Source organism: Sphingomonas lycopersici (genome assembly GCF_026130605.1).
Taxonomy (GTDB): Bacteria; Pseudomonadota; Alphaproteobacteria; order Sphingomonadales; family Sphingomonadaceae; genus Sphingomonas; species Sphingomonas lycopersici.
The window spans coordinates 85,690-106,603 of the sequence record NZ_JANFAU010000014.1; the positions used below are offsets into that span (position 1 = coordinate 85,690).

At 65.7% G+C, this 20,914-nt stretch carries 20 protein-coding genes and 1 tRNA gene; 13 read left to right on the forward strand and 8 right to left on the reverse strand.

Annotated features, from left to right (window positions below; genetic code table 11):
* The first annotated feature begins 99 nt into the window (after nucleotides 1–99).
* The 7 genes from NED98_RS20150 (at nucleotide 100) to NED98_RS20180 (ending at nucleotide 7,871) form a co-directional block, all read left to right on the forward strand.
* Nucleotides 100–1,293: an amidohydrolase family protein gene (locus NED98_RS20150; RefSeq protein ID WP_265314209.1), complete on the forward strand. Its 1,194-nt coding sequence runs from the start codon at nucleotides 100–102 to the stop codon at nucleotides 1,291–1,293.
* Between the two features lie 177 nt (nucleotides 1,294–1,470).
* Nucleotides 1,471–2,475, forward strand: coding sequence for a LysR family transcriptional regulator (locus NED98_RS20155; RefSeq protein WP_265269026.1), 1,005 nt, complete (start codon nucleotides 1,471–1,473; stop codon nucleotides 2,473–2,475).
* Nucleotides 2,476–2,585: 110 nt separating this feature from the next.
* Nucleotides 2,586–3,593: a Rieske 2Fe-2S domain-containing protein gene (locus NED98_RS20160; RefSeq protein ID WP_265269027.1), complete on the forward strand. Its 1,008-nt coding sequence runs from the start codon at nucleotides 2,586–2,588 to the stop codon at nucleotides 3,591–3,593.
* A 71-nt stretch (nucleotides 3,594–3,664) separates the two neighbouring features.
* Complete coding sequence (locus tag NED98_RS20165; protein WP_265314210.1) at nucleotides 3,665–4,471, forward strand: acetoacetate decarboxylase family protein; 807 nt, start codon at nucleotides 3,665–3,667, stop codon at nucleotides 4,469–4,471.
* Nucleotides 4,471–5,325, forward strand: a complete 855-nt coding sequence (locus tag NED98_RS20170) for an SDR family NAD(P)-dependent oxidoreductase (protein WP_265314211.1) — start codon at nucleotides 4,471–4,473, stop codon at nucleotides 5,323–5,325. The genes NED98_RS20165 and NED98_RS20170 overlap by 1 nt, the downstream gene beginning before the upstream one ends.
* Before the next feature lie 14 nt (nucleotides 5,326–5,339).
* A complete protein-coding gene (locus NED98_RS20175; RefSeq protein WP_265314212.1) occupies nucleotides 5,340–6,704 on the forward strand; it encodes an MFS transporter in 1,365 nt (454 codons plus the stop codon).
* Between the two features lie 18 nt (nucleotides 6,705–6,722).
* Entirely contained in the window at nucleotides 6,723–7,871 is a 1,149-nt protein-coding gene (locus tag NED98_RS20180) for a helix-turn-helix transcriptional regulator (RefSeq protein WP_265314213.1), read from the forward strand.
* Nucleotides 7,872–7,964: 93 nt separating this feature from the next.
* Here NED98_RS20180 and NED98_RS20185 read toward each other — a convergent pair whose 3' ends face one another.
* On the reverse strand, nucleotides 7,965–8,615 hold the full coding sequence (locus NED98_RS20185; RefSeq protein ID WP_265314231.1) for a DUF998 domain-containing protein: 651 nt from the start codon (nucleotides 8,613–8,615) through the stop codon (nucleotides 7,965–7,967).
* A gap of 183 nt (nucleotides 8,616–8,798) precedes the next feature.
* Nucleotides 8,799–9,230, reverse strand: coding sequence for a MerR family transcriptional regulator (locus NED98_RS20190; protein WP_265314214.1), 432 nt, complete (start codon nucleotides 9,228–9,230; stop codon nucleotides 8,799–8,801).
* 83 nt (nucleotides 9,231–9,313) lie between these two features.
* Here NED98_RS20190 and NED98_RS20195 point away from each other — a divergent pair, with 83 nt between their 5' ends.
* The 3 genes from NED98_RS20195 to NED98_RS20205 all read left to right on the forward strand — a co-directional run bounded on the left by NED98_RS20195 (nucleotide 9,314) and on the right by NED98_RS20205 (nucleotide 12,393).
* The gene (locus NED98_RS20195; protein WP_265314215.1) at nucleotides 9,314–10,546 is read left to right on the forward strand and encodes an NADH:flavin oxidoreductase/NADH oxidase family protein; all 1,233 of its coding nucleotides are present in this window, start codon (nucleotides 9,314–9,316) and stop codon (nucleotides 10,544–10,546) included.
* A 36-nt stretch (nucleotides 10,547–10,582) separates the two neighbouring features.
* Nucleotides 10,583–11,494: a hypothetical protein gene (locus NED98_RS20200; RefSeq protein WP_265314216.1), complete on the forward strand. Its 912-nt coding sequence runs from the start codon at nucleotides 10,583–10,585 to the stop codon at nucleotides 11,492–11,494.
* A 62-nt stretch (nucleotides 11,495–11,556) separates the two neighbouring features.
* Nucleotides 11,557–12,393: an alpha/beta fold hydrolase gene (locus NED98_RS20205; protein ID WP_265314217.1), complete on the forward strand. Its 837-nt coding sequence runs from the start codon at nucleotides 11,557–11,559 to the stop codon at nucleotides 12,391–12,393.
* Nucleotides 12,394–12,419: 26 nt separating this feature from the next.
* On the opposite strand, the gene NED98_RS20210 is transcribed toward NED98_RS20205, so the two are convergent.
* From NED98_RS20210 to NED98_RS20225, 4 genes are read right to left on the reverse strand one after another with little or no spacing between them, the layout of a single operon-like run.
* Entirely contained in the window at nucleotides 12,420–13,151 is a 732-nt protein-coding gene (locus NED98_RS20210; RefSeq protein ID WP_265314219.1) for an SDR family NAD(P)-dependent oxidoreductase, read from the reverse strand.
* Nucleotides 13,148–14,641, reverse strand: a complete 1,494-nt coding sequence (mhpA, locus tag NED98_RS20215; RefSeq protein WP_265314220.1) for a bifunctional 3-(3-hydroxy-phenyl)propionate/3-hydroxycinnamic acid hydroxylase MhpA — start codon at nucleotides 14,639–14,641, stop codon at nucleotides 13,148–13,150. Before mhpA ends, NED98_RS20210 begins: the two co-directional genes overlap by 4 nt.
* Before the next feature lie 4 nt (nucleotides 14,642–14,645).
* Nucleotides 14,646–15,485, reverse strand: a complete 840-nt coding sequence (locus NED98_RS20220) for a fumarylacetoacetate hydrolase family protein (RefSeq protein WP_265314221.1) — start codon at nucleotides 15,483–15,485, stop codon at nucleotides 14,646–14,648.
* Nucleotides 15,482–16,501 carry a VOC family protein gene (locus tag NED98_RS20225; protein ID WP_265314222.1) on the reverse strand — a complete coding sequence of 340 codons (1,020 nt, stop codon included), beginning with the start codon at nucleotides 16,499–16,501 and terminating at the stop codon, nucleotides 15,482–15,484. The genes NED98_RS20220 and NED98_RS20225 overlap by 4 nt, the downstream gene beginning before the upstream one ends.
* Nucleotides 16,502–16,576: 75 nt before the next feature.
* Between NED98_RS20225 and NED98_RS20230 the strand changes: the two genes are divergently transcribed.
* Nucleotides 16,577–17,209 carry a TetR/AcrR family transcriptional regulator gene (locus NED98_RS20230; protein WP_265314223.1) on the forward strand — a complete coding sequence of 211 codons (633 nt, stop codon included), beginning with the start codon at nucleotides 16,577–16,579 and terminating at the stop codon, nucleotides 17,207–17,209.
* A 205-nt stretch (nucleotides 17,210–17,414) separates the two neighbouring features.
* On the opposite strand, the gene NED98_RS20235 is transcribed toward NED98_RS20230, so the two are convergent.
* Both NED98_RS20235 and NED98_RS20240 read right to left on the reverse strand, forming a co-directional pair.
* A tRNA-Arg gene (locus NED98_RS20235) sits at nucleotides 17,415–17,491 on the reverse strand.
* 126 nt (nucleotides 17,492–17,617) lie between these two features.
* Nucleotides 17,618–18,541: a LysR family transcriptional regulator gene (locus NED98_RS20240; protein ID WP_265314224.1), complete on the reverse strand. Its 924-nt coding sequence runs from the start codon at nucleotides 18,539–18,541 to the stop codon at nucleotides 17,618–17,620.
* 69 nt (nucleotides 18,542–18,610) lie between these two features.
* Between NED98_RS20240 and NED98_RS20245 the strand changes: the two genes are divergently transcribed.
* Both NED98_RS20245 and NED98_RS20250 read left to right on the forward strand, forming a co-directional pair.
* Nucleotides 18,611–19,645, forward strand: a complete 1,035-nt coding sequence (locus tag NED98_RS20245; protein ID WP_265314226.1) for an aldo/keto reductase — start codon at nucleotides 18,611–18,613, stop codon at nucleotides 19,643–19,645.
* Between the two features lie 14 nt (nucleotides 19,646–19,659).
* The gene (locus tag NED98_RS20250; protein ID WP_265314227.1) at nucleotides 19,660–20,835 is read left to right on the forward strand and encodes an MFS transporter; all 1,176 of its coding nucleotides are present in this window, start codon (nucleotides 19,660–19,662) and stop codon (nucleotides 20,833–20,835) included.
* Nucleotides 20,836–20,914 lie beyond the last annotated feature (79 nt).

The following is a 20,914-nucleotide window of genomic DNA, read 5'->3' on the forward strand; positions in this document are numbered from 1 at the left end:
CCGCCAGTTGCTTGTTGCGCCCCGATCGGCGGCGCAAAAATCCCCCGTCATCAACAATCAGCGGCGCGCGTTGACGGCCGCGCAATGTGGAGAGCGATCGTGGACAGATATCTGGTGATCTCGTCGGATGGCCATGTCGGCTTGCCCCCCGAACAATATCGCAACTATCTCGAAGCCAAATATCACCCGCAATTCGACGAAGCGCTCGCCAAGGAGATCAAGGCGCGCGAGGAGCGGGAAAAGCTCTTCCTGATCAACGATTTCAACACCAAGTGGCGCGCCAAGGTGGGCGACGGGCTGGAAGGCGCATGGGACAGCCGGATCCGCAATCGCGAGCTCGATCGCGACGGCGTGGTCGCCGAGATCCTGTTCCCCGACGGGATCACCGAGCGCAACGCGCCGCCGTTCGGCGCCGATGTCGGGCTGAAGCCCAATGCCTCGACCCCCGAGCTGCAATGGGCCGGCGCGCGCGCGCATAATCGCTGGCTCGCCGAATTTTGCGCCGAGGACCCGCATCGCCGGCTCGGCCTCGCGGTGATCCCGGCGCTGTTCGATATCGAGGAGACGCTCAAGGAAATCCGCTGGGCGAAGAAGAACAACCTCAAGGGGGTGTTCTTCCCGGCGATCACCGACGGCTACAAGATGTACAACCACAAGGATTATTATCCGGTGTGGGAGCTGCTGCAGGAATATCGCATGCCGCTCCACTTCCACAGCGGCGGCTCGCCCGATTACGACATGACGCAGCCGGGCTGGATCGGCACCTATCTGTGCGAATTCGCTTTCTTCCTGACGCGCCCGATGTGGTCGATGATGTTCGGCGGGGTGTTCGAGGAATATCCCGAGCTCAAGGTGATGTTCACCGAGGCCGGCGGGGAATTCTGGTTCCCGTGGATGATCGAGCTGATGGATATCCGCGCCTCGGTCAAGCACACCTCGGGCAAGCTTGGCGATTACAATGCCAATATGTCGATGAAGCCGAGCGAATATTTCCAGCGCAACATCTATGTCGGCTGTTCGGCGCTGCCCGACGAGGAGACGACCGAGGCCTATTACAAGATCGGCATCGACCGCATCCTGTGGGGCACCGATTATCCGCACCCCGAGGGCACCTGGCCCGAGACGCTGGAGAAGATGAACCTCAGCCTCGGCGGGCTGCCCGAGGAGGATATCCAGCAGATGCTCGGCACCAATGCCCTCGGCGCTTATGATCTCGATGCCGATGCGATGTGGAAGATCGCCGCACGGATCGGGCCGAAGAAGGAATTGTTCGTCCGTCAGGCCGCGGAATAGCCGCTTGACCACTGACTCCGGGAGGGTGGCGGGGCAGTTGCCCGCGCCATCGCTTCTGCCTTCGACCCCTTCTTGTGTCCCCGCGAAGGCGGGGACCCAGTCTGGGCTCCCGCCTTCGCGGGAGCACAAGGAGGGGCCCGCTGTCGTTCAAATGCGACAGCACCCGAGCGGAGGGCTATGACGCTTTCTTTGCCTGCTGCCGCCACCTATGCTTCTGACAAGTGGCAGGAGCGGCGGATGTCGGCGTGGCGTGGGATCGACGAGTTTCTGGCCGTCATCGCCGCCGGCAGCTTCACCGCAGCGGCCGAGCGGCTGGGGGCGTCGAAATCCTTCGTCAGCAAGACGGTCGCCGAGCTCGAGCAGCGCGTCGGCGCGCAATTGATCGTGCGGACGACGCGGCGGCTGTCGCTCACCGCGGCAGGCGAATTCTTCCACCAGCGCTGCGTCGCGATGCAGGGCGATCTGTTCGCGCTCGAACGCAGCATGGCGCAATTCCAGTCGCATCCGATCGGGCGCTTGCGGATCGTGCTCAGCGATACCTTCGGCTCGGATTTCATGTCGGCGCTGCTCGCCGATTTCAGCGCGCGGCATCCCGATATCTCGATCCAGGTGATCGCCTATTTGAGCGAAGCCAACCTGTCGGAGGAGACGTTCGACGTCGCGATCCGCTACGGCTCGCTCGGGGATTCGTCGCTCCGCGCGCGATTCTTCGGCTATCTGTCATATTGCCTCTGCGCTTCCCCGGATTATGTCGCGCAACATGGCTGGCCGGAAACGCCGGAGGCGCTCGCCGATCACCAATGCCTCTCCGCGCCGAGCGGGCTGTTCCAGTTCAACGACGGGGTCGCCGCGCGCGTCTCGGGCAATTGGACGAGCAACAGCGGGGTCGCGCTGCGCTGGGCGGCGCGGCGCGGATTGGGCCTTGCCCATCTGCCAATCTCGCTCGTCCGCCAGGATCTGATCGACGGCCATCTGCTCGCCGCGACTGCCGACTGGACCTTCCTCGATCAGGAGGTCCGCGCGGTCTTCCCGCCGGGCATTACCCCTACGGCGACGCGTGCATTTATCGACTATCTCACCTCGCGGCTGGCGCAGAAACGGCGGGTGCGGCCGTGGATGGTCGAAAGCCTGATTCCGGCCGACCTCTCGTCCCCCGAAGGGCTCGACGACGATATGGATTAGACGTCTGGCGTGAACAGTACGTTCCCGCACGCGGACTTTCGCCGCGGGACGCAGTTGATAGGATGCCGCCAATACCGAAGCCGATCAACGGCCGGCATGGAGAGGAATACATGCCCCAAATCGTCCGCTTTCCGATGGATATCCCCTTCGGCTGGTTCTTCGTATCCTATTCGGACGAATTGGCGCCGGGCGACGTCAAATCGCTGCATTATTTCGGGCGCGATCTCGTGCTGTTCCGCAACCATAGCGGGGTCGCCGGGGTGCTCGATGCCTATTGCCCGCATATGGGCGCGCATCTCGGGCATGGCGGGGTGGTCGAGGGCGACGTGCTCCGCTGCCCGTTCCATAGCTGGGCGTTCCGCCCCGACGGTTTCTGCGTCGACATTCCCTATGCCAAGGCTTTCCCGCCGATCTGCAAGCGCGAGCCGATCGCGGGCCGCTATCCCGTCACCGAGGCGAACGGGGTGGTCTGGGCCTGGTATCACCCGCACGATATCGCCCCGCTCTATGACGTGCTGACGGTGGCCGAGTTCACCGAGCCGGGCTGGGCGCCGCAGACCCGCCGCGAATGGCGCTTCCGCAGCAACCCGCAGGAGATCGCCGAGAACGGCGTCGATTTCGCGCATTTCCAATATGTCCACCGGATGGACGCGGTGCCCGAGGGCGAGGCGCGCTACGACGGGCATATTCGCCGTTCTGAGGCGAATGGCGTGCGGACGATGACGCTGCCGACCGGCGAAACCAAGATCGTCAATTCCAGCGTCACCACCGTCCAGAACGGCGCGGGGCAGAAGACGACGCATCTCACCGGGCTGGTCACGCTCGCGCTGCAGGTGCTGGTGACGCCGATCGAGGCGGACGAGTGCGAATTGCGCTTCTGCTTCACCCACCCGGTCGTCGAGCCCGGGTCGTTCGAGGACAAGGCGATCCAGGCGGCGATCGCCTCGACCACCGGGCAGACCGGGGTGGAGGGCGATATTCCGATCTGGGACAAGAAGATCCACCGCGCCCGCCCGCTGCTGTGCGACGGCGACGGGCCGATCCTCCGCTTCCGCCGCTATTTCGAACAATTTTACGCGCCCCCCGGCGGCGGGGCGCAGATGGTCGCCGCCGAATAACGTCGATCTGATTTCCCCTGGTCCTGCACAAATCCGGCGCGGTGCGCGCCGGGTAACGACGGAGATTTGCTATGACGGCATTGCGCTACAGAATGGGCCCGGTCGCGACGCGTTCGGCGGGCGGCCTCAACAACAGCGTGCGGTCGATCCGCGCGATCTATGAAACCGATCCGGCGGTCTATGCCGCGATGCTGCCGCGCCCGCTGACGCCGGTCGCGCGGCCGGAAATCTTCGTCCAGTTCGCGCATGTCGCGATGCACGTCACCCCCGAGCGGACGGTCGAGATCGGCGCGCTGACAATGGGCGTGGTGTGCGATTACGAGAGCCAGCGCGGGGCTTATTGTTTCCATATGGCGATGGAAGGCGAGAGCGTCGTCACCAGCGGGCGCGAGCGGTTCGGCGAGCCGAAGAAGATCGCAACGACCAGCTTCGAGAAGAACGGCAATCACGTCCGCGCGACCTGCTCGCGCCACGGCATCACTTATTGCACGATCGAGGGCGAGATCGGCGCGGAAAACGCCAACCCGCGGCAGTTCGAGGAATATATCTACTGCTACAAGGGCCTGATCGACATTCAGGACCCGACCAAGTTCGACGGCGACGTCTATCTCACCCAGCTCGACTGGCAGCGCAATTACACCACCCGCGCCGATATGACGGGCACGATCACGCTGGCGGAATCGGCTTATGATCCGCTGGTCGATATTCCGGTCCGCCGGCTGGTGTCGATGGAATATGTCGAGGGCGCGACCGTCACCGGCGGGCGGCTGCTCCGCACCGTGCCGGGCGAGTGGATCGCCGATCACTGGGTCGGTCGCTTCGACGATCCCGCCAATGTCGGGCTCGAGATCGGCGTCGCCGAGGTCGAGGCCGCCTGATGCGCGATTTCGCGGACAAGGTCGCCGTCATCACCGGCGGCGCCAGCGGGGTCGGCCGCGCGATCGGCGCGCGGCTGGTCCGCGAAGGCGCGCGGGTGGTGCTGGCGGATATCAACCAGCAGGCGCTCGACGAGGCGGTCGCCGCGATCGGCGCCGCTGCCGGCCTCACCGTCGACGTGACCAAGGAGGCCTCGGTCGATGCGCTCGCCGCGTCGGTCTACGATCGGTTCGGCGCCGCGCATCTGGTGTTCAACAATGCCGGGGTCGGGCTGGGCGAGGCCAAGCGCGAGATCTGGACCTTGCCGCTCAACGACTGGCGCTGGGGGATCGACGTCAACGTGCTCGGGGTGGTCCACGGCATCAAGGCGTTCGTGCCGCGGATGCTGGCGAGCGGCGACGAGGGGGTGGTGATCAACACCTCCTCCTCGAACGGCGGGTTGCGCTCCTTGCCCAATACCCCGATCTATGCTGCGACCAAGGCGGCGGTGACGAGCATTTCGGAGGTGCTCTACCAGCAATTGCTCCGCGCCGGGGACAAGGTGCACGCGGCGGTGCTGTTCCCCGGCCCCAATACGGTCAACACCGCGATCATGGCCTCCAATCTGGTGCGGCCGGCCGATTATGTCGGCGATACCCCGCCCGATGCGGTCGCCTATCGCACGATGCAGGATCTGGTGAAGACCACCGGGCTCAACATCGCGCTGACCGAGCCCGAGGAGGTCGCCGATTTCGCGGTCGAAGGCCTGCGCGCCGGCCGTTTCTGGCTACTCCCCGAAAGCGAGAAGGGCGACGAGATGCTCCGGCTGCGCACCGAGAACATCCTGCTTCGCGCCGATCCGCAATCGGCGTGGTGAGCGGGGGCGGGGGGATGGCCTCGATCGCACCGGCGTCGGTCGCTGCGGCGAACGATGCCGCCCCCAGCGCGCGCGCCGGCGTCTATCGCTGGTATGTCGTCGGGGTGCTGTCGCTCGCTTATGCGTTCAGCGCGATCGACGCCCGCGTCCTGACCCTGCTGGTCGAGCCGATCAAGGCCGACCTGAAGCTGAGCGATTTTCAGGTCAGCCTGTTGCAGGGCTTCGCCTTCGCCCTGCTTTATTCGTTGGCGGCGATGCCGATCGGCCGCTTCGTCGACGGCACCCGGCGGCGCACCCCGCTGATCGTCGCGGGCGTGCTGTTCTGGTCGGCGATGACGATGGCCTGCGGTTTCGCGCGCAGCTTCGGCATGTTGTTCCTCACCCGCGTCGGCTGCGGGGTGGGGGAGGCGACGCTCAGCCCCACGGCTTATTCGATCATCGCCGATTATTTCGAGAAGCAGCGCCGCGCGCTCGCGATCAGCTTCTATGCGATCGGCTACCCGATCGGCGGCGGGCTTGCGCTGATCATCGGCGGGGCGTTGCTCGAACATTTCGGGCGCGACGGGTCGCTGGGGCTCGGCTTTCTCGGCGGGCTGGCGCCGTGGCAATTGGTGTTCGTCGCGGTCGGGCTGCCCGGGGTGATCGTCGCCGCGCTGATCGCGACGATCAGGGAGCCGGCGCGCCGCGAGACCGCCGGGCTCGGCGATGCCGGCGCGATCCCGGTGCGCGAGGTCGTGCGCTATGTGCGCGATCGCTGGCGGCTTTATCTGATGCTGATCGGGGTCACCTCGCTCTCCGGGCTGCTCGCGATCGGGACGAGCCTCTGGTATCCCACCTTTCTCGGGCGCACCTATCATCTGACGCCGGGGCAGATCGGTCTCTATTACGGCTCACTGATGCTGGTGTGCGGCACGGTCGGCACATTGAGCGGCGGCTGGCTGTCGGGGTTTCTGATCCGGCGCGGGCGCGCCGACGGCAATTTGCGCATCGTGCTCGGCACCACCGCGATCAAGGCCGCGCCGCTGATCGTCGGCCCCTTGATGCCGAGCGCTGGGCTCGCGCTGGGCTGCATGGCGGTGGCGACTTTGGTCGGGCAGGCGGCGCAGGGCGTGATCCTGTCGGCGATCCAGGATGTTACTCCCAATCGGCTGCGCGGGCAGGTGACGGCGCTCACCCTGTTGTTCGTCAATCTGATCGGTCTCGGTCTCGGCGCAACCACAATCGCCGCAATCACCGATTTCGGTTTCCGCGACGAAGGCGCGTTGCGCTACGCGATCGCGATCACCGGCGCGGTCGTGCTGCCGGTCATGTTCGTCATGCTCGCGACCGGCATGGGTCGCTACCGCCGGGCGCTCGCCGAGATGGAGCGCGCGCAATGACCGGAGGGTCGCTCGCTTATGCCGGTTGAGCGCCCGCTGCTGGAAATCGACGATCTGGTGTCGCTGATCTACAGCGGCCCGATGGAAACCCCGCCGTGGCAGCGTTTCCTCTCGGCGCTGGCGGACCGGATGGGTGCGCGCAATGCAGCCTTGGTGCTGCGGCTCAGCCGGCAGGGCATTCCGCCGTTGGTCCTGTGGGGCAAACCCCCGCCCTTGTCCGCGCCGGAGGTCCGCCGCATCCACGCCCGACACGCCGAGATCGGGCACCTCGACCCGCTGCGCAACGCGCTCGACCGGCCGGGGGCGATCTTCACGCTCGACGAGGTGGTCGATCGCGTTGCCCTGTCGAGCAGCCAATTCTATCGCGAGGTGCTCGGCCCTTGGGGGCTGGAGAAGCAGCTCGGCATGTACATCGCCGAGCCGGGCGGCTGGGAGGGCAATATCGGCGTCATCAACGGCGCCGACGACCCCGATTTCGACGATGACGACAAGGCGATGCTGCGCGCGTTGCGCCCGCATCTCGAACAGGCGCTGGCGATCTTCGCGCGGATCACCCGCAACGAAACCGAGCTGCAGGCGCTGATCGACACGCTCGACCGGCTGACGATCAGCACCTTGATCCTGTCGGGCTCCGGGAAGATCCTGCGCGCCAACAGCGCCGCGCAGCGTATGCTCGGCGCGGGCGAGGTGGCGGCATCGAGCGGCGGGCGGCTCGAACTGGTCAGCCGCGCGCCTAACAAGCAATTGCAGCAATTGATCGACAAGGCGCTCGCCACCACCGCGCACCGCGACGGCCCCGCCTTCGTCGAGGCGATGCGGCTGGAAAGCCCGCGGTCGCAGCATATCGGGGTGCTGGTACGCTCGCTGCGCCGCGCGAGCATCCAGACGCACGACAGCGCGCCTGCGGTGGTGGTCTATTTCGCCGGCGCCGGGCAGGTCCAGCCGGTCGAGCGGCTGGTGACGCAATTGTTCGATCTCACTCCCTCCGAGGCGCATCTCGCGACGCTGCTCGCGACCGGTTCGTGCCTTGGCGAGGCAGCCGAGCGGCTGAGGCTGACCGAAAACACCGTGCGTACCTATTGCAAGACGATCCTCAACAAAGTGGGGGTTCGCCGCCAGACCGAACTGGTTCGGGTGATCTTGCGGAGCGTCGCGGTCTTGGGCTGACGGCGACCCTTACCCGGTGGCCGCAATGTGTCCGAATTCGTTCGATCCGGCCTTCAACATCATTTCCTGAAACCGGCCGTCGCGGCTCGTCTGTCATGCCGTCCCGAATTCTCGTCTCTGGATCATCGCTAATTTGAGCCAGAGGCTGTTCAAGATGAGCCAAGTGATCAGAGCCGCGACAAACAGTCGGTTGGTTATGCCATAGGGCGCGCCGCGGTGCAGGGTGAGATACTGGCCGATGAAGGCCGCGATCAAAAGCCCTGCGGATACGAGCACCGCGGCTCTACGGGGACGCCAACGGGGCTCCGCGGCATAGCTCAACGACAGGCAAATAGTTGAAAGCAGGATGCTGACGATATTCACCAGGAAGCTTATCGTGTGAATATCGCCGGTGGGCGTTGACGGCGCAGTTTCGAGATCGGTCGGGAAAAGTGCGGTGACGATGAGCCCCGCAAACGCCACGACCAGCAGCGCGGCACCGGTCCGGCCCAACCACGATGTCGGCCCAGCCCGAAACAGCCCGATCGCGAGCGTCAAGCAGCCTATGGCCAGCGAGACGAAAGCTGTTGTCATGATCCAACCGAACCGTCCGACCGCATAATCGCTGATCATATGGTCGACCATCGTGTAGTCGGGCCGGATGACATGCATCAGCAACAGAGCGGCTGCGAAATAGAGAAAGAACCCGGCTGCCGCCGTCGGCAAGATTGTGGACCGATCGCGCCGCGGATCATGTTCCGGCATTGCCACTTGCGACCCTCTCGTTTGACTGCGCGCGATATTTTAAACGATGATCATACGTCTGGAAACGGGATCCACGGGGCGGCCGCAAACGGCAATGTTTCGGGCGGATGCTGCCACGCAGTTGGTGACGGGGCAGAACCCGTTTTCGGCAAAGGCGGCGGCGAAGGCGGTCCTCCGACTGCTCTAGCCGCGCGCCGCCTCGCTTTCGGTATCGTGGTCGAACAGGTGCGACAAGACGCGACGCGCGTTGGCGGCGCAGTCGATATCGTCGGGACGCGCTTCGATCTCGCGGATCAGGCCTTCGAGCCGCGCCTTGGTACGCGCCAGTCGGTCCTGAAGCCTGCCGATCTCGGCGACCTTTCCGCGCAGCGTGTCCATCAGCGCATCATGGTCCCACTGCTCGAGATCACCGGGCATCAGGACGCGGATCTCGTCGAGGCTGAAGCCGGCGGCCTGCGCCGTCGCGATGATCTCGAGCGCGACAAGCGCCTCGGCCGGATAGACGCGATAGCCGTTCGAGCGGCGGTCCACCGCCTTGAGCAGACCGATCCGCTCATAAAAACGGATACGCGATTGCGTGAGTCCGCTCCGCTTCGCCAGTTCGCCGATTTTCATCTGCCACCTCTAAAAATCGCTTGACCTTAAACTTAACTCAAAGGTTATGGGCGTGCCAAGCCTCTTTATCCGGAGCTTGGAAAATGTCCCTTCTCTCGCCGTTCACGCTGCCCAATGGCGTGATCGTTCCGAACCGCATCGCCAAGGCGGCGATGGAGGAGAATATGGCGGATGCGGATCACGCGCCGTCCGACGAACTGATCCGTCTCTATCGCGCTTGGGGTGCCGGCGGCGCCGGGCTCGTCATCACCGGAAATGTGATGGTCGATGCCCGCGCGATGACCGGACCGGCCGGGGTTGTGTTGGAAGACGATCGACACCTCGATCGCTTCCGCGTCTGGGCCGAGGCTGCGCGCGCGAGCGAGGCGCAAGCCTGGATGCAGATCAACCATCCCGGTCGGCAGATGCCGGCGTCGATGCAGCAACAGACCGTGGCGCCTTCGGCGATCGCGCTCGACCTCGGCAAGCAGTCGAGCATGTTTCCGGTGCCCCGCGCGATGACCGCCGATGATATTGCGGACGTGGTACGCCGTTTCGCCGCGACCTCGGTGCTTGCGGAGCGCGCCGGATTCACCGGCGTCGAGATCCACGCCGCGCATGGCTATCTCCTCAGCCAGTTTCTCTCGCCGCTCGTCAACCGCCGCAGCGATCAATGGGGCGGCAGTTTGGAGAATCGCGCGCGGTTGTTGCTCGATATCGTCCGCGCGGTGCGCGCGGCGGTGTCGCCCGGGTTCGCGGTGGCGGTGAAGCTCAACTCCGCGGATTTCCAGCGCGGCGGCTTTTCGCCCGAGGACGCGCGCGCGGTGGTGACGATGCTGAACCCGCTCGGGATCGATCTCGTCGAGCTCTCCGGCGGCAGCTACGAGGCACCGGCGATGATGGGCGCGTCGCGCGACGAACGCACATTGGCGCGCGAGGCCTATTTCCTCGAATTCGCCAAGGACATTGCCGCAATCGCGACGATGCCGTTGATGGTGACCGGCGGAATCCGCCGGCGTGGCGTCGCCGAGGCGGTGATCGACAGTGGCGTGGCAATGGCGGGCATCGCCACCGCGATCGCGATCCGGCCCGATCTGCCGAACCGTTGGCGACAGGGATATGAAGACACACCTGCGCTCAAGCCCATCACCTGGAAGAACAAGCCGCTCGCCTCGTCGGCGCATATGTCGGCGGTCCGTTACCAGCTCGATCGGCTCAGCAAGGGCCGACGGACCAATGCCAATGTCTCGCCGCTATGGGCGCTGATCGTCGCGCAGGTCGCGGCGAAGCGGCGAGCGGCGCGATATCGCCGCTGGATCGCGGCCCGCGCGGCTTGACCCTCAACCACGGTTCAACCTTATCAGGAGCAGATGGTGACGAGCGCCGAATCCATCGAGGTCGAGTTTGCGGGCCAGACGGTTCCGGTCCCGAAGGGCGGCTATTACGATCGATTCCGTTCGAACCCCGATCTGGACGAGGTTGCGCGTGATCCCGCCGCGGGCAACATCGACTGGTTCCGCCGCATCCCGAAGCAGAAGGTGCAGTCGCGGGCGGGCGCTGTCTGGGCGCCGAATTTCTACTATCGCAGCAGCAGCGTGCAATTGCTGATGCTCGCGCCGGTCGATCGGCTGCGCGCCATGCTGCCGATGCCGCTCGCGCCGCTTCGCGCATTGCCGAGGCACGGCCTCGTCGCGCTCACCTTCTTCTCCTATGCGGCGTGCGACAACGATCCTTATGACGAGGTATCGGTCGCGATCGTCGTCCCGACGCCGGGATCACGACTGCCCCATACCGCCGAGTTGCTGCGGCAGGCGCGACGCCGCGCCTTCCACGCCCATGTGCTCGCGCTGCCGGTGACGACCGAGATTGCGCGCGTGCGCGGCGTCTTCGGTTATCAACTTCCCAAGTGGCGGACGGGGATCGAGGTCGATCTTGGCGGCGCGGTCCACGCGTCGATCACGACGACCGATGGTTCTCTTGATCTGACGCTGACCGCGCCGTTGCCCGGCTTCACCGACGTGACGTCGCAATCGCATATGGGCAGCAGCACGATGGTGCATCAGGTCGATGGGCGCTGGCATACCACCACCGTCCAGTCGAACACCCTGTCCTTCGCCCAGCGCCTGTTCCCGCGCGACGTGACGCTCGTTCGGCATGGCGGCCCGATGAGCGACCTGCTCGACGGGCTCGGCGCGTCGACGGTGCTGCGGCTCGACGTCGTGCGCGACGCGCAACTCGTCCTCAATATGCCGGTGCCGCTCAACGCGCGTGGGTTCCCGACCTGACCCCGCGTCGCGCGCCGTCGCCGCGCGTTAATGCCTGACCAGTCGACCAGAGGAGACGTGACATGCCGTTCGTGAAGACCAGCGATGGGACCGAGATCTTCTACAAAGACTGGGGGCCGAAGGATGCCCAGCCGATCCATTTCCACCACGGCTGGCCGCTCAGCGCCGACGATTGGGACGCGCAACTGTTGTTTTTCCTCGGTGAAGGTTATCGCGTGATCGCGCACGACCGCCGCGGCCATGGCCGTTCGACGCAGGTGAGCGGCGGGCACGACATGGACCATTACGCCGCCGACGCCTCGGCGGTGGTCGAGGCGCTCGATCTCCGCAACGTCGTTCACGTCGGCCACTCGACCGGCGGCGGGCAGGTCGCGCGTTATGTCGCGCGGCACGGGCAGCCGCAGGGGCGGGTCGCGAAGGCGGTGCTCATCGCGTCGGTTCCGCCGCTGATGGTGAAAACCGACGCCAATCCAGATGGCGTGCCGATCGAGATATTCGACGATTTCCGCAAGCAGCTCGCCGCGGACCGTACGCAATTCTACCTCGATGTGCCGTCAGGCCCGTTCTACGGCTTCAACCGGCTGCTGACCAAATCGTCGGACGCGATCATCCAGAATTGGTGGCGGCAGGGCATGATGGGCGGCGCCAACGCGCATTATGAAGGGATCAAGGCCTTTTCGGAAACCGATCAGACCGCCGATCTGCAGGCGATCACCGTGCCGGTGCTGGTCATCCAGGGCGACGACGACCAGGTCGTCCCTTACAAGAACGCCGCGCTCAAGCAGGATGAATTGCTGCGGGACAGCACCCTGAAGATCTATTCCGGTGCGCCGCACGGGATGCATACCACCCATGCCCAAGAGGTGAATGCCGACATCCTCGCGTTCATCCGACAGTAACGGCCATGTTGCGCCCGTCGCCGTGGTTAGGATCGACCGGCGATCCGCCCGGTAAAGGAGGGGGCAATTCTCAACATCATGGGAAGCGCACGCGTCGCTCCCATCAGCGCCAGAGGCCTCTTGCGACGCAAAGCCTCCAGCGTGGCGGCCGCGACGGCCTCGGGGGCGACCTTGCGCGCAGCGCTATGCGTCGTCGCAGGCGTGTCAACGGTCGGCGGCAATACTTCGAGCACCTGCGTCGCGCTTCCATCGAACTGCCTGCGCAACCCTTCGGCAAAACCGTGCAGACCCGCTTTTGCGGCGCCATAGGTCGGCGCCCGTTTGGGCGACACGAGTGCGAACCCCGAGGTCACGAAGATGATGGCCGAGAGCGGGCCATATAGCGCGAGCGCCGCGGCAGTCAGTTGGATCGGCGCCACGAAGTTGAGCGCGAATTCGTCCTCAAGCGCCGCCGGTCCCGGAGGCGCGGCGACGAAATCGCGCTCGACCAGTCCGCCGGCGTTATTCACCAGGATATCCAGCCCGCCGAAGGCGTCGCCGATCTGGTCGAGCATCCGCGCCTGCGCAGCGGTGTCGGTGACGTCGGCTTTGATCGCGAGAGCATCCGGTCTTGCTGACGAAAATTCGCGCAGCGCATCGTCCGAGCGCGCGCAGACCGCCACCCGCGCATCGACGGCGCGGAAGGCGTCGGCCAAGGCCAATCCGATCCCGGAGGTCCCGCCGGTGATCAGGACACGCTTGCCGCTGAATTCACTCATATTCGGATGTCCTCTCGGGCTGCGGCGACAGGATCGCCAAGCGCGGCCGGGCGGAGGCGGGTCGCCTCTTCCCATGCGGCGCGCAGATCACGGGGATCGCCGGTGCCGAATACATAACGGTCGGGGCGGACGAGCACGGCGTCGGATTGGCGATCGTCGAGCCAGCGTTCGATCGCCGGGGCGAACGGCCGGATAGGCGCGGCGGAGAGCATATCGCGGGAAAGTAGCCAGCATCCGGCGCCCAGCACGTCGTCGAGGCGGGTTCCGTCAGGCGCGACCGGCTGCGGGAAATAGCTGCCCGCCGCGTTGCTTTCCGCGATGATCAAGCCTTCCATGATCGTCGGATAGCCGGACGGTCGGTTGGGCTGCTTGCCCAGGATACGCGCGATCCCGATCTTGAGGTCGCGTGCCAGCGCCCCCCACCGGTTGGTCGTGCACACCATCCGGCCCATCATGATTGCCATATCGATCGTCGCGCGCAGATTGCGCGCGCGCTCTGGTTGATAGCTGTCGAGCAACGCGTCGGGCGCGCCGTCCTTGACCACCGCCGCGAGCTTCCAGGCGAGATTGGCGGCGTCGCGCAAGCCCGAGCACATGCCTTGTCCGGCAAAGGGGGGCGTCTGATGCGCGGCGTCGCCCGCGAGCAGCACGTTCCCGGCGCGCCAGCGATCGGCGATCCGCGCCCGGAACGTGTAGACCGCCTTGCGTTCGATCCGCACCGCGCCTTTCACGTCCCACGGGTCGAGCAATGTCGCGACGAAGGCGTCGTCGCTGACCTGTTCCGCGGTCTCGCCCTTGAGGATCATGAATTCCCAGCGGTGACGGCCCTCGCCCATCAGGACACAGGTGGTCGGCCGCTTCGGATCGCAGATCTGCAGGTTCGCCGCCGGCAGTCTCGTTTCGTCATCGACCAGGACGTCGACGACGAGCCAGGGTTCTTCGAACTGGAGATCGTCGAACGCGATGCCGGCGGCGGTACGCACCGGCGATCGCGCGCCGTCCGCGCCGATCAGGAATCGGCTGCGGATGGTCTTCGGCCCCTCGGGCGTCCCAATCCGGGTCGTCACGCCGTCGCCGTCGTCGACGAACGATCCGACCTCCCAGCCGTGGTTGAGCACCGCGTCCGGATATCGTTGCAGCGAACGGCGCAGTGCTGCTTCCACCGAGGGCTGGTGGATCATGTTCGCGCTGGGCCATCCGCCCGGGCCGATCCGATCCACGCCATCGAAGCGGAGCAGGAGCTTGCCCCGGCTGTTGAGGAAATCGTAGCGCGCGACGCGGCGGCTGGTCGCGAAAACGTCTTCGGCCGCGCCCGCCTCCTGCAGGATGCGCATTCCTTCGTGGTCGATATGCGCCGCGCGCGGCAGCGGATAGGGCGCCGCTTCCTTTTCGGCGACGATGACCTTGAGGCCGCGGCGCGCCAGCAGAATGGCGAGCGTCAGCCCGGTCGGCCCGCCGCCGGCGATCAGGACGTCGCAATCCTGTTCCACGGGCTCAGCCCTCTGCAATCATGGTTGCTTCGATATGGCCGAGGCCGTCGATCTCGCAGCGCACGACATCACCAGCCTTGAGGAATTGGCGCGGGTCCATCGCCGCGCCGACCCCGCCTGGCGTTCCGGTGAAGATGCAGTCGCCGGGCTCGAGCGTCATCGCCGTCGAGAGGTGCTCGATCTGCTGCCAGATGTCGAAGACGAGGTGGCGCGTATTCGACTCCTGCCGCTTCTCGCCATTGACGAAGCAGCGCAAATCGAGCGCGTGGGGATCGGGCACCTCATCGGCAGTCACGATCCACGGCCCCATCGGGGCATGGGTGTCGAAGCTCTTGCCCAGCGACCATTGCGGGCCGGCGTGCTGCCACAGGCGCTCGGTGACGTCGTTGCCCACACAATAACCGAAGAGCGCCGCCGGCGCGTCGGCGGCCGCGACATGCTTGCCGCCTTTGCCGACGATCGCCACCAGCTCGACCTCATAATCGTTGGTCATCGTGCCGCGCGCGATCTCGATATCGTCGAAGGGGCCGTTGACGCTGGTCTGTGCCTTGGTGAACCAGACCTGCCGCTGCGGCGTCTCCATCTTCGATTCCGCGATGTGATCGGCATAGTTGAGCCCGATCGCCCAGATCTTCCCGGGGCGTTGTATCGGCGCCTCCAGCTTGACCGACGCGAGCGGCACGCCGCCGCCGGCCGTGGCCTTGGCCTCCAGCGCCGGCTTGTGGCGATCCCAGTCACGGATCAGGTCGATCATCGTGCCGTCGATGCCGGTGGCGACGATGCTGTCGCCGACCACGATCCCCGTCTGCGTGCGACCATCGGCTGTATAAGTGGCGAGTTTCATGCGGTATTTTCCTTGGACTTGCGGCGGAACAGGGACTTCACCCGGATCTGCGCCGCGGTGACGAAGGCGATGAGGCCCGGGGGCGGGGGGCGTTTGCCGGCAAACAGCGGATGCGGCGCGCCCCATTGCACGTTGAGCAAAGCGCTCATCGGCTGCTTCTGCGGCGGATCGGCAGCGGTGAAGAGATCGCCGTCGGTCCAATGCTCGAGCTCGTTACCGAACGGGTCCTTCCAATAGTCGAACACCTGGCTGCCCATGATGTGCCGGCCCACGCCCCAGGCCTGGTTGCGCTTCTTCGACCTGAGATATTGGTGGCCGAGCATCAGGTCGTCGAAGTTCGCGACCTCGAATGCCGCGTGGAGCAGGCCGAGCTCGCCGGGAAGCTGCGCGAGGAATAAAGTGTGGTGATCGGCCGGCTTGTCGCCCCGGTCGCAGCGCATGAAGGCGCCGAGCGGCACCCCTTTGGCGGCCTCGACCTCGTCTGACGTCAGGAAGCCGAACCGCTCCTTGTACCAGCGCTCCGAGGTGCGGAAGTCGCGGACCTTGAGCACCGCATGGCCGATGCGGCGCACATGCGCAGGCGCCGCTTCGAGCCGCACCGTCGACCGAAAGCGCGGCCTCGAGGCGGCGCTGTTCCGCGCCGGCTCGGCCGGCAGATCGGCCGGCGCAACCTTGTTCTGCCCTGCGACCACCTCGACGCGATAGCCGTCCGGATCGGTCAGCCGCACGATCTTGCCGCCACCCGGCTCGTCGAGATCGGCGACGTCGACCCCTTCGAATGCGGCGAGGGTTTCGAGATCGGCGACGGTTTCGGCCCTGAGCCCGACCGCGAGGAACCTGGCCTCGCCAGCTTCGGTCGCGTGGACGAACGGCCGTCCATCGCCGCCTTTGCCGTAAAGCCGGCCGCCGGCCTCGAAGACGCTCAGCCCGAAATCCTCGAGGAACGCGCGCATGGCCGTCAGGTCCGGCGCGGCGAAGCGGACGTGGGCGATGTCCTCGATCTTGATGACTGACACGGCTCGACTCGCGAGATAGTTGACTATTTGGTCATTTAACTTGCAATTGACCAGATAGTCAAGTAGGGGAAGCGCATGCTCGACCTGCCCGAATTGTCGCCCCGTGCCGCCCGGACCCGCGCCGCCCTCGTTGCGGCCGGATTCGACCTGCTCGCCGCAAAGCCGATCGACGCTATTCCGATCGACGAGGTGGTGGCGACGGCGGGGGTCGCGAAAGGAAGCTTCTTCAACCATTTCGCCGACAAGCAGGCGTTTGCGGCGGCGCTCGCCACCGAAGTTCGGCTCGAGCTGGAAGGGCAGGTCGGCCGCGCCAACGACGGCATAGTCGATCCGATCGAGCGTATCGCCGGCGGGATGCGGGTCTGCGCGACCTTCGCCATCGACAATCCCAAGCGCACCGCGGTGCTCCTACGCAGCGCGGGGAGCGTGACCGACCGCAAACACCCGCTCAACAAGGGCGTCGCCGACGATTTCGACGAGGCCGCAAGGCTGGGGCTCATCGGGGCCGCGGCCAGGGGGAGCGGCGTCCTTTACTGGCTCGGCCTCTGCCAGGCGCTCATGGCGCATCTGGTGGAACCGAAGCGCGACCCCGCCGAGGCGCAAGCGCGCATCACGGAAATGCTGGTGCTTGGTCTGACCGGTCTCGGAATCGACAGGCATCGGGCGGAAGCGGTGGCAGCACGATGCGGGCACTGCTCGCGTCGGTGAAATCGTTCGAGGCGGGCGAGCCGGTCCGCGCGATGAACAACCTGCTGCGCGGGCTGTCATCGCTGCCGGTCACCGTCACCGCGGGCGTTTGATGGAGCCCGTTGCCAAATGGCCGCCGGTCGAGCAGGACAATGAATTCCACCACAAATACGATGCGGCTTCCGCATTGGACCGCTGCTTTCGGTTCCCGCTGCGAATGGCAGGCTGGCGCGCCCGGAACGATTCGAACGTCCGACCCTCAGATTCGTAGTCTGATGCTCTATCCAGCTGAGCTACGGGCGCTTGGGAGGCAGGCGCCTAGCTTGCCCGGGAGTCCGGCACAAGAGACTTCGTAACGGGCAAGAGGTTTCTCGTGCCACTCTTTCCGATAACGAATTTGCTTTCGTTCAAATCAGTCGGCCGCCTGCGTCATCGCAGGTTTTCGATCAGGAAATCGACGAACACCCGCACCCGTGCCGGAATGTTCGCGCCGCCGACGAAAACGGCATGGATCAGTTCGACGTCGCCGGGATTGAACGGTTCGAGCAGCGGGACGAGCGCGCCGCTCGCCAGTTCCGCCGCAACGCTGAACGCGCCGACCCGCGTGATGCCCACACCGTTCGCCGCCAATTGCCCGAGCGTCTCACCGTTGTTGGCCTCGATATTGCCCTTCACACAGAGCGAGAATTCCTGGCCATCCCGGCGAAACGGCCATGTCGGCTCGGCGCGTCGAAAATTGAAGTTAAGGCAATTGTGGCCGTGCAAATCCTCCGGCGCGTGCGGTGTGCCGTGACGCGCGAGATAGTCGGGCGAGGCGACGATCACTCTCCCAGTCTCGCCGATCTTGCGCGCAGTTAACATGCTGTCGGCGAGCGGCCCGAAGCGAATGGCGACATCGGCCTGGCCGGCCGCCACGTCGACCAGCGTATCGGTCAGCGCAATATCCACGAGAATGTGCGGATATCGCCGCGCAAATTTGCCAAGGAGCGGGACGATACACAGCCGGCCATGCGACAGCGCCGCGCTCACGCGCAGTCGCCCGCGCGGCGCGCCCTGATCGGCGATTTCCCGCTCGGCATCGTCGAGGTCGGCAATGATGCGCCGAGCCGCCTGAAGATAGGCTTGCCCCTCCGCGGTTAGCGTCAGCGTGCGGGTGGACCGCAGCAAGAGGCGGACGCCAAGCCGCGCCTCGATGCGATCGATCGTCCGGCTGACCGCCGACGGCGTGAGATCGAGCAATCGGCCGGCCGCCGAAAAACTGCCGGCATCGACCACCGTCGCAAAAATTTCGAGCGACCGGGCGCGATCCGCGCCGCCGGCTGTCTTTGCGTCCAAATCAAAAATCCTTCGCATCCGCAGGCGCTACCGCGCGCAACACCCTTCTTCCATTTATGCGTCGGCATATCATCGAGAGGCATCCTCATGGAATACAGGCAGCTTGGCTCTTCCGGCCTGCGGGTCCCGGCGCTCAGCTTCGGCACCGGCACGTTCGGCGGTCGTGGCCCATTGTTCAGTGCCTGGGGGCAAAGCGACGCCCGCGACGCACGCCGGTTGATCGACATCTGCCTCGAGGCCGGGGTGACGTTGTTCGATACGGCCGATGTCTATTCGAACGGCGCCTCCGAAGAGATTCTGGGCGATGCGATCAGAGGCCGCCGCGACGCGGTGCTGATCTCGACCAAGACCGGGTTGCCGATGGGCGACGGTCCGTCTGACTGGGGGGCGTCCCGCGCGCGGTTGATCCGCGCGGTGGAAGATGCGCTGCGGCGCCTCGCGACTGATCATATCGATCTGCTTCAGCTTCACGCTTTCGATGCCTCGACCCCGGTCGATGAGCTGATGGAAACGCTCGATCGGCTGATCGCAATGGGCAAGCTGCGCTACGCCGGCGTTTCCAACTATCCCGGCTGGCAGCTCATGAAGGCGCAGGCTTTCGCCGCCCAGCATGGGCTGGCGCGCTTCGTCGCGCACCAGGTCTATTATTCGCTGATCGGTCGCGCCTATGAGGCCGACCTCATGCCCCTGGCGGCTGACCAGGGGATCGGTGCGATCGTCTGGAGTCCGCTCGGCTGGGGCCGGCTTACCGGCAAGATCGGTCGCGACCGCCCCGTCCCCGACGGCAGCCGATTACACGAGACCGAGCAATTCGCGCCGCCGGTCGAGCAGGAACACCTCTATCGGGTGATCGACGCGATCGAAGTAATCGCAAGCGAGACGGGGAAGACTGTGCCGCAGATCGCGATCAACTGGCTGTTGCAGCGTCCGACCGTTTCCTCGGTCATCATCGGCGCGCGCAACGAGGAACAGCTTCGTCAGAATCTCGGGGCTGTCGGCTGGTCGCTGACGCCGGCGCAAATCGCGGCGCTCGATGCCGCAAGCGCGGTGCTGCCCGCCTATCCCCATACCCCCTATCGCCAGCAGGAGGGATTTGCGCGCCTCAATCCCGCGCTGGTCTGAACGGAACCGACGAGATGAAGCTCAATCCTGGTCTGCTCGCCCTCGCGGTCGGCGCTTTCGGTATCGGTGTGACGGAATTCGCGCCGATGGGCCTGTTGCCCGTGATCGCCAACGGTCTCCATGTCTCCATTCCCATCGCAGGGCTGCTCATCAGCGCCTATGCGTTGGGCGTGATGATCGGCGCGCCGCTGATGACGCTGACAACCGGGCGCGTGCCGCGCCGCAGGCTGCTGATCGCGCTGGCCGGCATCTTCACCCTCGGCAACCTGATGGCGGCGGTTTCGACCGGCTATTGGATGCTGCTGATCGCCCGGGTCATCACCTCGTTCAATCACGGCGCTTTCTTCGGTGTCGGCTCGATCGTCGCTGCCGGTCTGGTCCCGCCGCAGCGGCGCGCGGGCGCGGTCGCGGCGATGTTCATGGGGCTGACGATCGCCAATGTCCTCGGCGTGCCGCTCGCCACCTGGGCGGGTGAACATCTCGGCTGGCGTGCCGCCTTCTGGGGGATCGCTGCACTCGGTGTCGCGACCATGATCGCGCTGCGGCTGACGCTGCCGGCGCTGCCCGTCGAGAATGGCGGCAATGCGATCGCCGAGTTGCGCGTTCTGACTCGCGGGCGCGTGCTTGGCGCCCTGGCGCTGACCGTGGTTGGGTCGAGCGCGATGTTTACCGTCTTCACCTATATCGCGCCGATCCTGCGCGAGGCCACCCACGCGTCGCTCGGCTTCGTCACGGCGATGCTGGTCACTTATGGCGTCGGCCTGACCGTGGGCAACTGGCTGGGCGGGCGCTTTGCCGACCGCTCGGTCGACCGCACACTGATCGTCACGCTCGCATCGCTGGCGGCGATCCTCGCCGTCTTTGCGCTGCTGATGCCGCTCGCCGCCCCGACCGCGATCCTGATATTCCTGTGGGGCGTCGCGAGCTTCGCATTGGTGCCGCCGCTTCAGGTCCGCGTGATGACCGCCGCCGCCGACGCGCCGAATCTCGCTTCCTCGGTCAACATCGGCGCGTTCAATCTGGGCAATGCGATCGGCGCCGCGCTCGGCGGCGGCGTGATTGCCGCCGGCCTTGGCTATCCAGCCGTGGCTTTGGCCGGCGCCGTCACATCGTTCATCGGATTTGGCATCGTTCTGCTCACGACCCGAGGCAGGAAGACCGCGGAGGTGCGAGGGCTTTGCGGTGCCTGAGGCAGGCGGGTATGCCGCCGCTAGACCCTAAGCCCCTCCCGGCGACCCCAGACAAAGGTGTCAGGGGTAGCGGTCCAGG

What these genes read in the sequence shown, in the direction of transcription:
- NED98_RS20170 (WP_265314211.1), top strand. Translation starts at nt 4,471, where the DNA reads ATGCGCGATTTCGCGGACAAGGTCGCCGTCATCACCGGCGGCGCCAGC.
- NED98_RS20185 (WP_265314231.1), bottom strand. Translation starts at nt 8,615, where the DNA reads ATGCCGGAACATGATCCGCGGCGCGATCGGTCCACAATCTTGCCGACG.
- NED98_RS20165 (WP_265314210.1), top strand. Translation starts at nt 3,665, where the DNA reads ATGACGGCATTGCGCTACAGAATGGGCCCGGTCGCGACGCGTTCGGCG.
- NED98_RS20230 (WP_265314223.1), top strand. Translation starts at nt 16,577, where the DNA reads ATGCTCGACCTGCCCGAATTGTCGCCCCGTGCCGCCCGGACCCGCGCC.
- NED98_RS20180 (WP_265314213.1), top strand. Translation starts at nt 6,723, where the DNA reads ATGCCGGTTGAGCGCCCGCTGCTGGAAATCGACGATCTGGTGTCGCTG.
- NED98_RS20245 (WP_265314226.1), top strand. Translation starts at nt 18,611, where the DNA reads ATGGAATACAGGCAGCTTGGCTCTTCCGGCCTGCGGGTCCCGGCGCTC.
- NED98_RS20190 (WP_265314214.1), bottom strand. Translation starts at nt 9,230, where the DNA reads ATGAAAATCGGCGAACTGGCGAAGCGGAGCGGACTCACGCAATCGCGT.
- NED98_RS20160 (WP_265269027.1), top strand. Translation starts at nt 2,586, where the DNA reads ATGCCCCAAATCGTCCGCTTTCCGATGGATATCCCCTTCGGCTGGTTC.
- NED98_RS20155 (WP_265269026.1), top strand. Translation starts at nt 1,471, where the DNA reads ATGACGCTTTCTTTGCCTGCTGCCGCCACCTATGCTTCTGACAAGTGG.
- NED98_RS20205 (WP_265314217.1), top strand. Translation starts at nt 11,557, where the DNA reads ATGCCGTTCGTGAAGACCAGCGATGGGACCGAGATCTTCTACAAAGAC.
- NED98_RS20175 (WP_265314212.1), top strand. Translation starts at nt 5,340, where the DNA reads ATGGCCTCGATCGCACCGGCGTCGGTCGCTGCGGCGAACGATGCCGCC.
- NED98_RS20220 (WP_265314221.1), bottom strand. Translation starts at nt 15,485, where the DNA reads ATGAAACTCGCCACTTATACAGCCGATGGTCGCACGCAGACGGGGATC.
- NED98_RS20195 (WP_265314215.1), top strand. Translation starts at nt 9,314, where the DNA reads ATGTCCCTTCTCTCGCCGTTCACGCTGCCCAATGGCGTGATCGTTCCG.
- NED98_RS20210 (WP_265314219.1), bottom strand. Translation starts at nt 13,151, where the DNA reads ATGAGTGAATTCAGCGGCAAGCGTGTCCTGATCACCGGCGGGACCTCC.
- NED98_RS20240 (WP_265314224.1), bottom strand. Translation starts at nt 18,541, where the DNA reads ATGCGAAGGATTTTTGATTTGGACGCAAAGACAGCCGGCGGCGCGGAT.
- NED98_RS20250 (WP_265314227.1), top strand. Translation starts at nt 19,660, where the DNA reads ATGAAGCTCAATCCTGGTCTGCTCGCCCTCGCGGTCGGCGCTTTCGGT.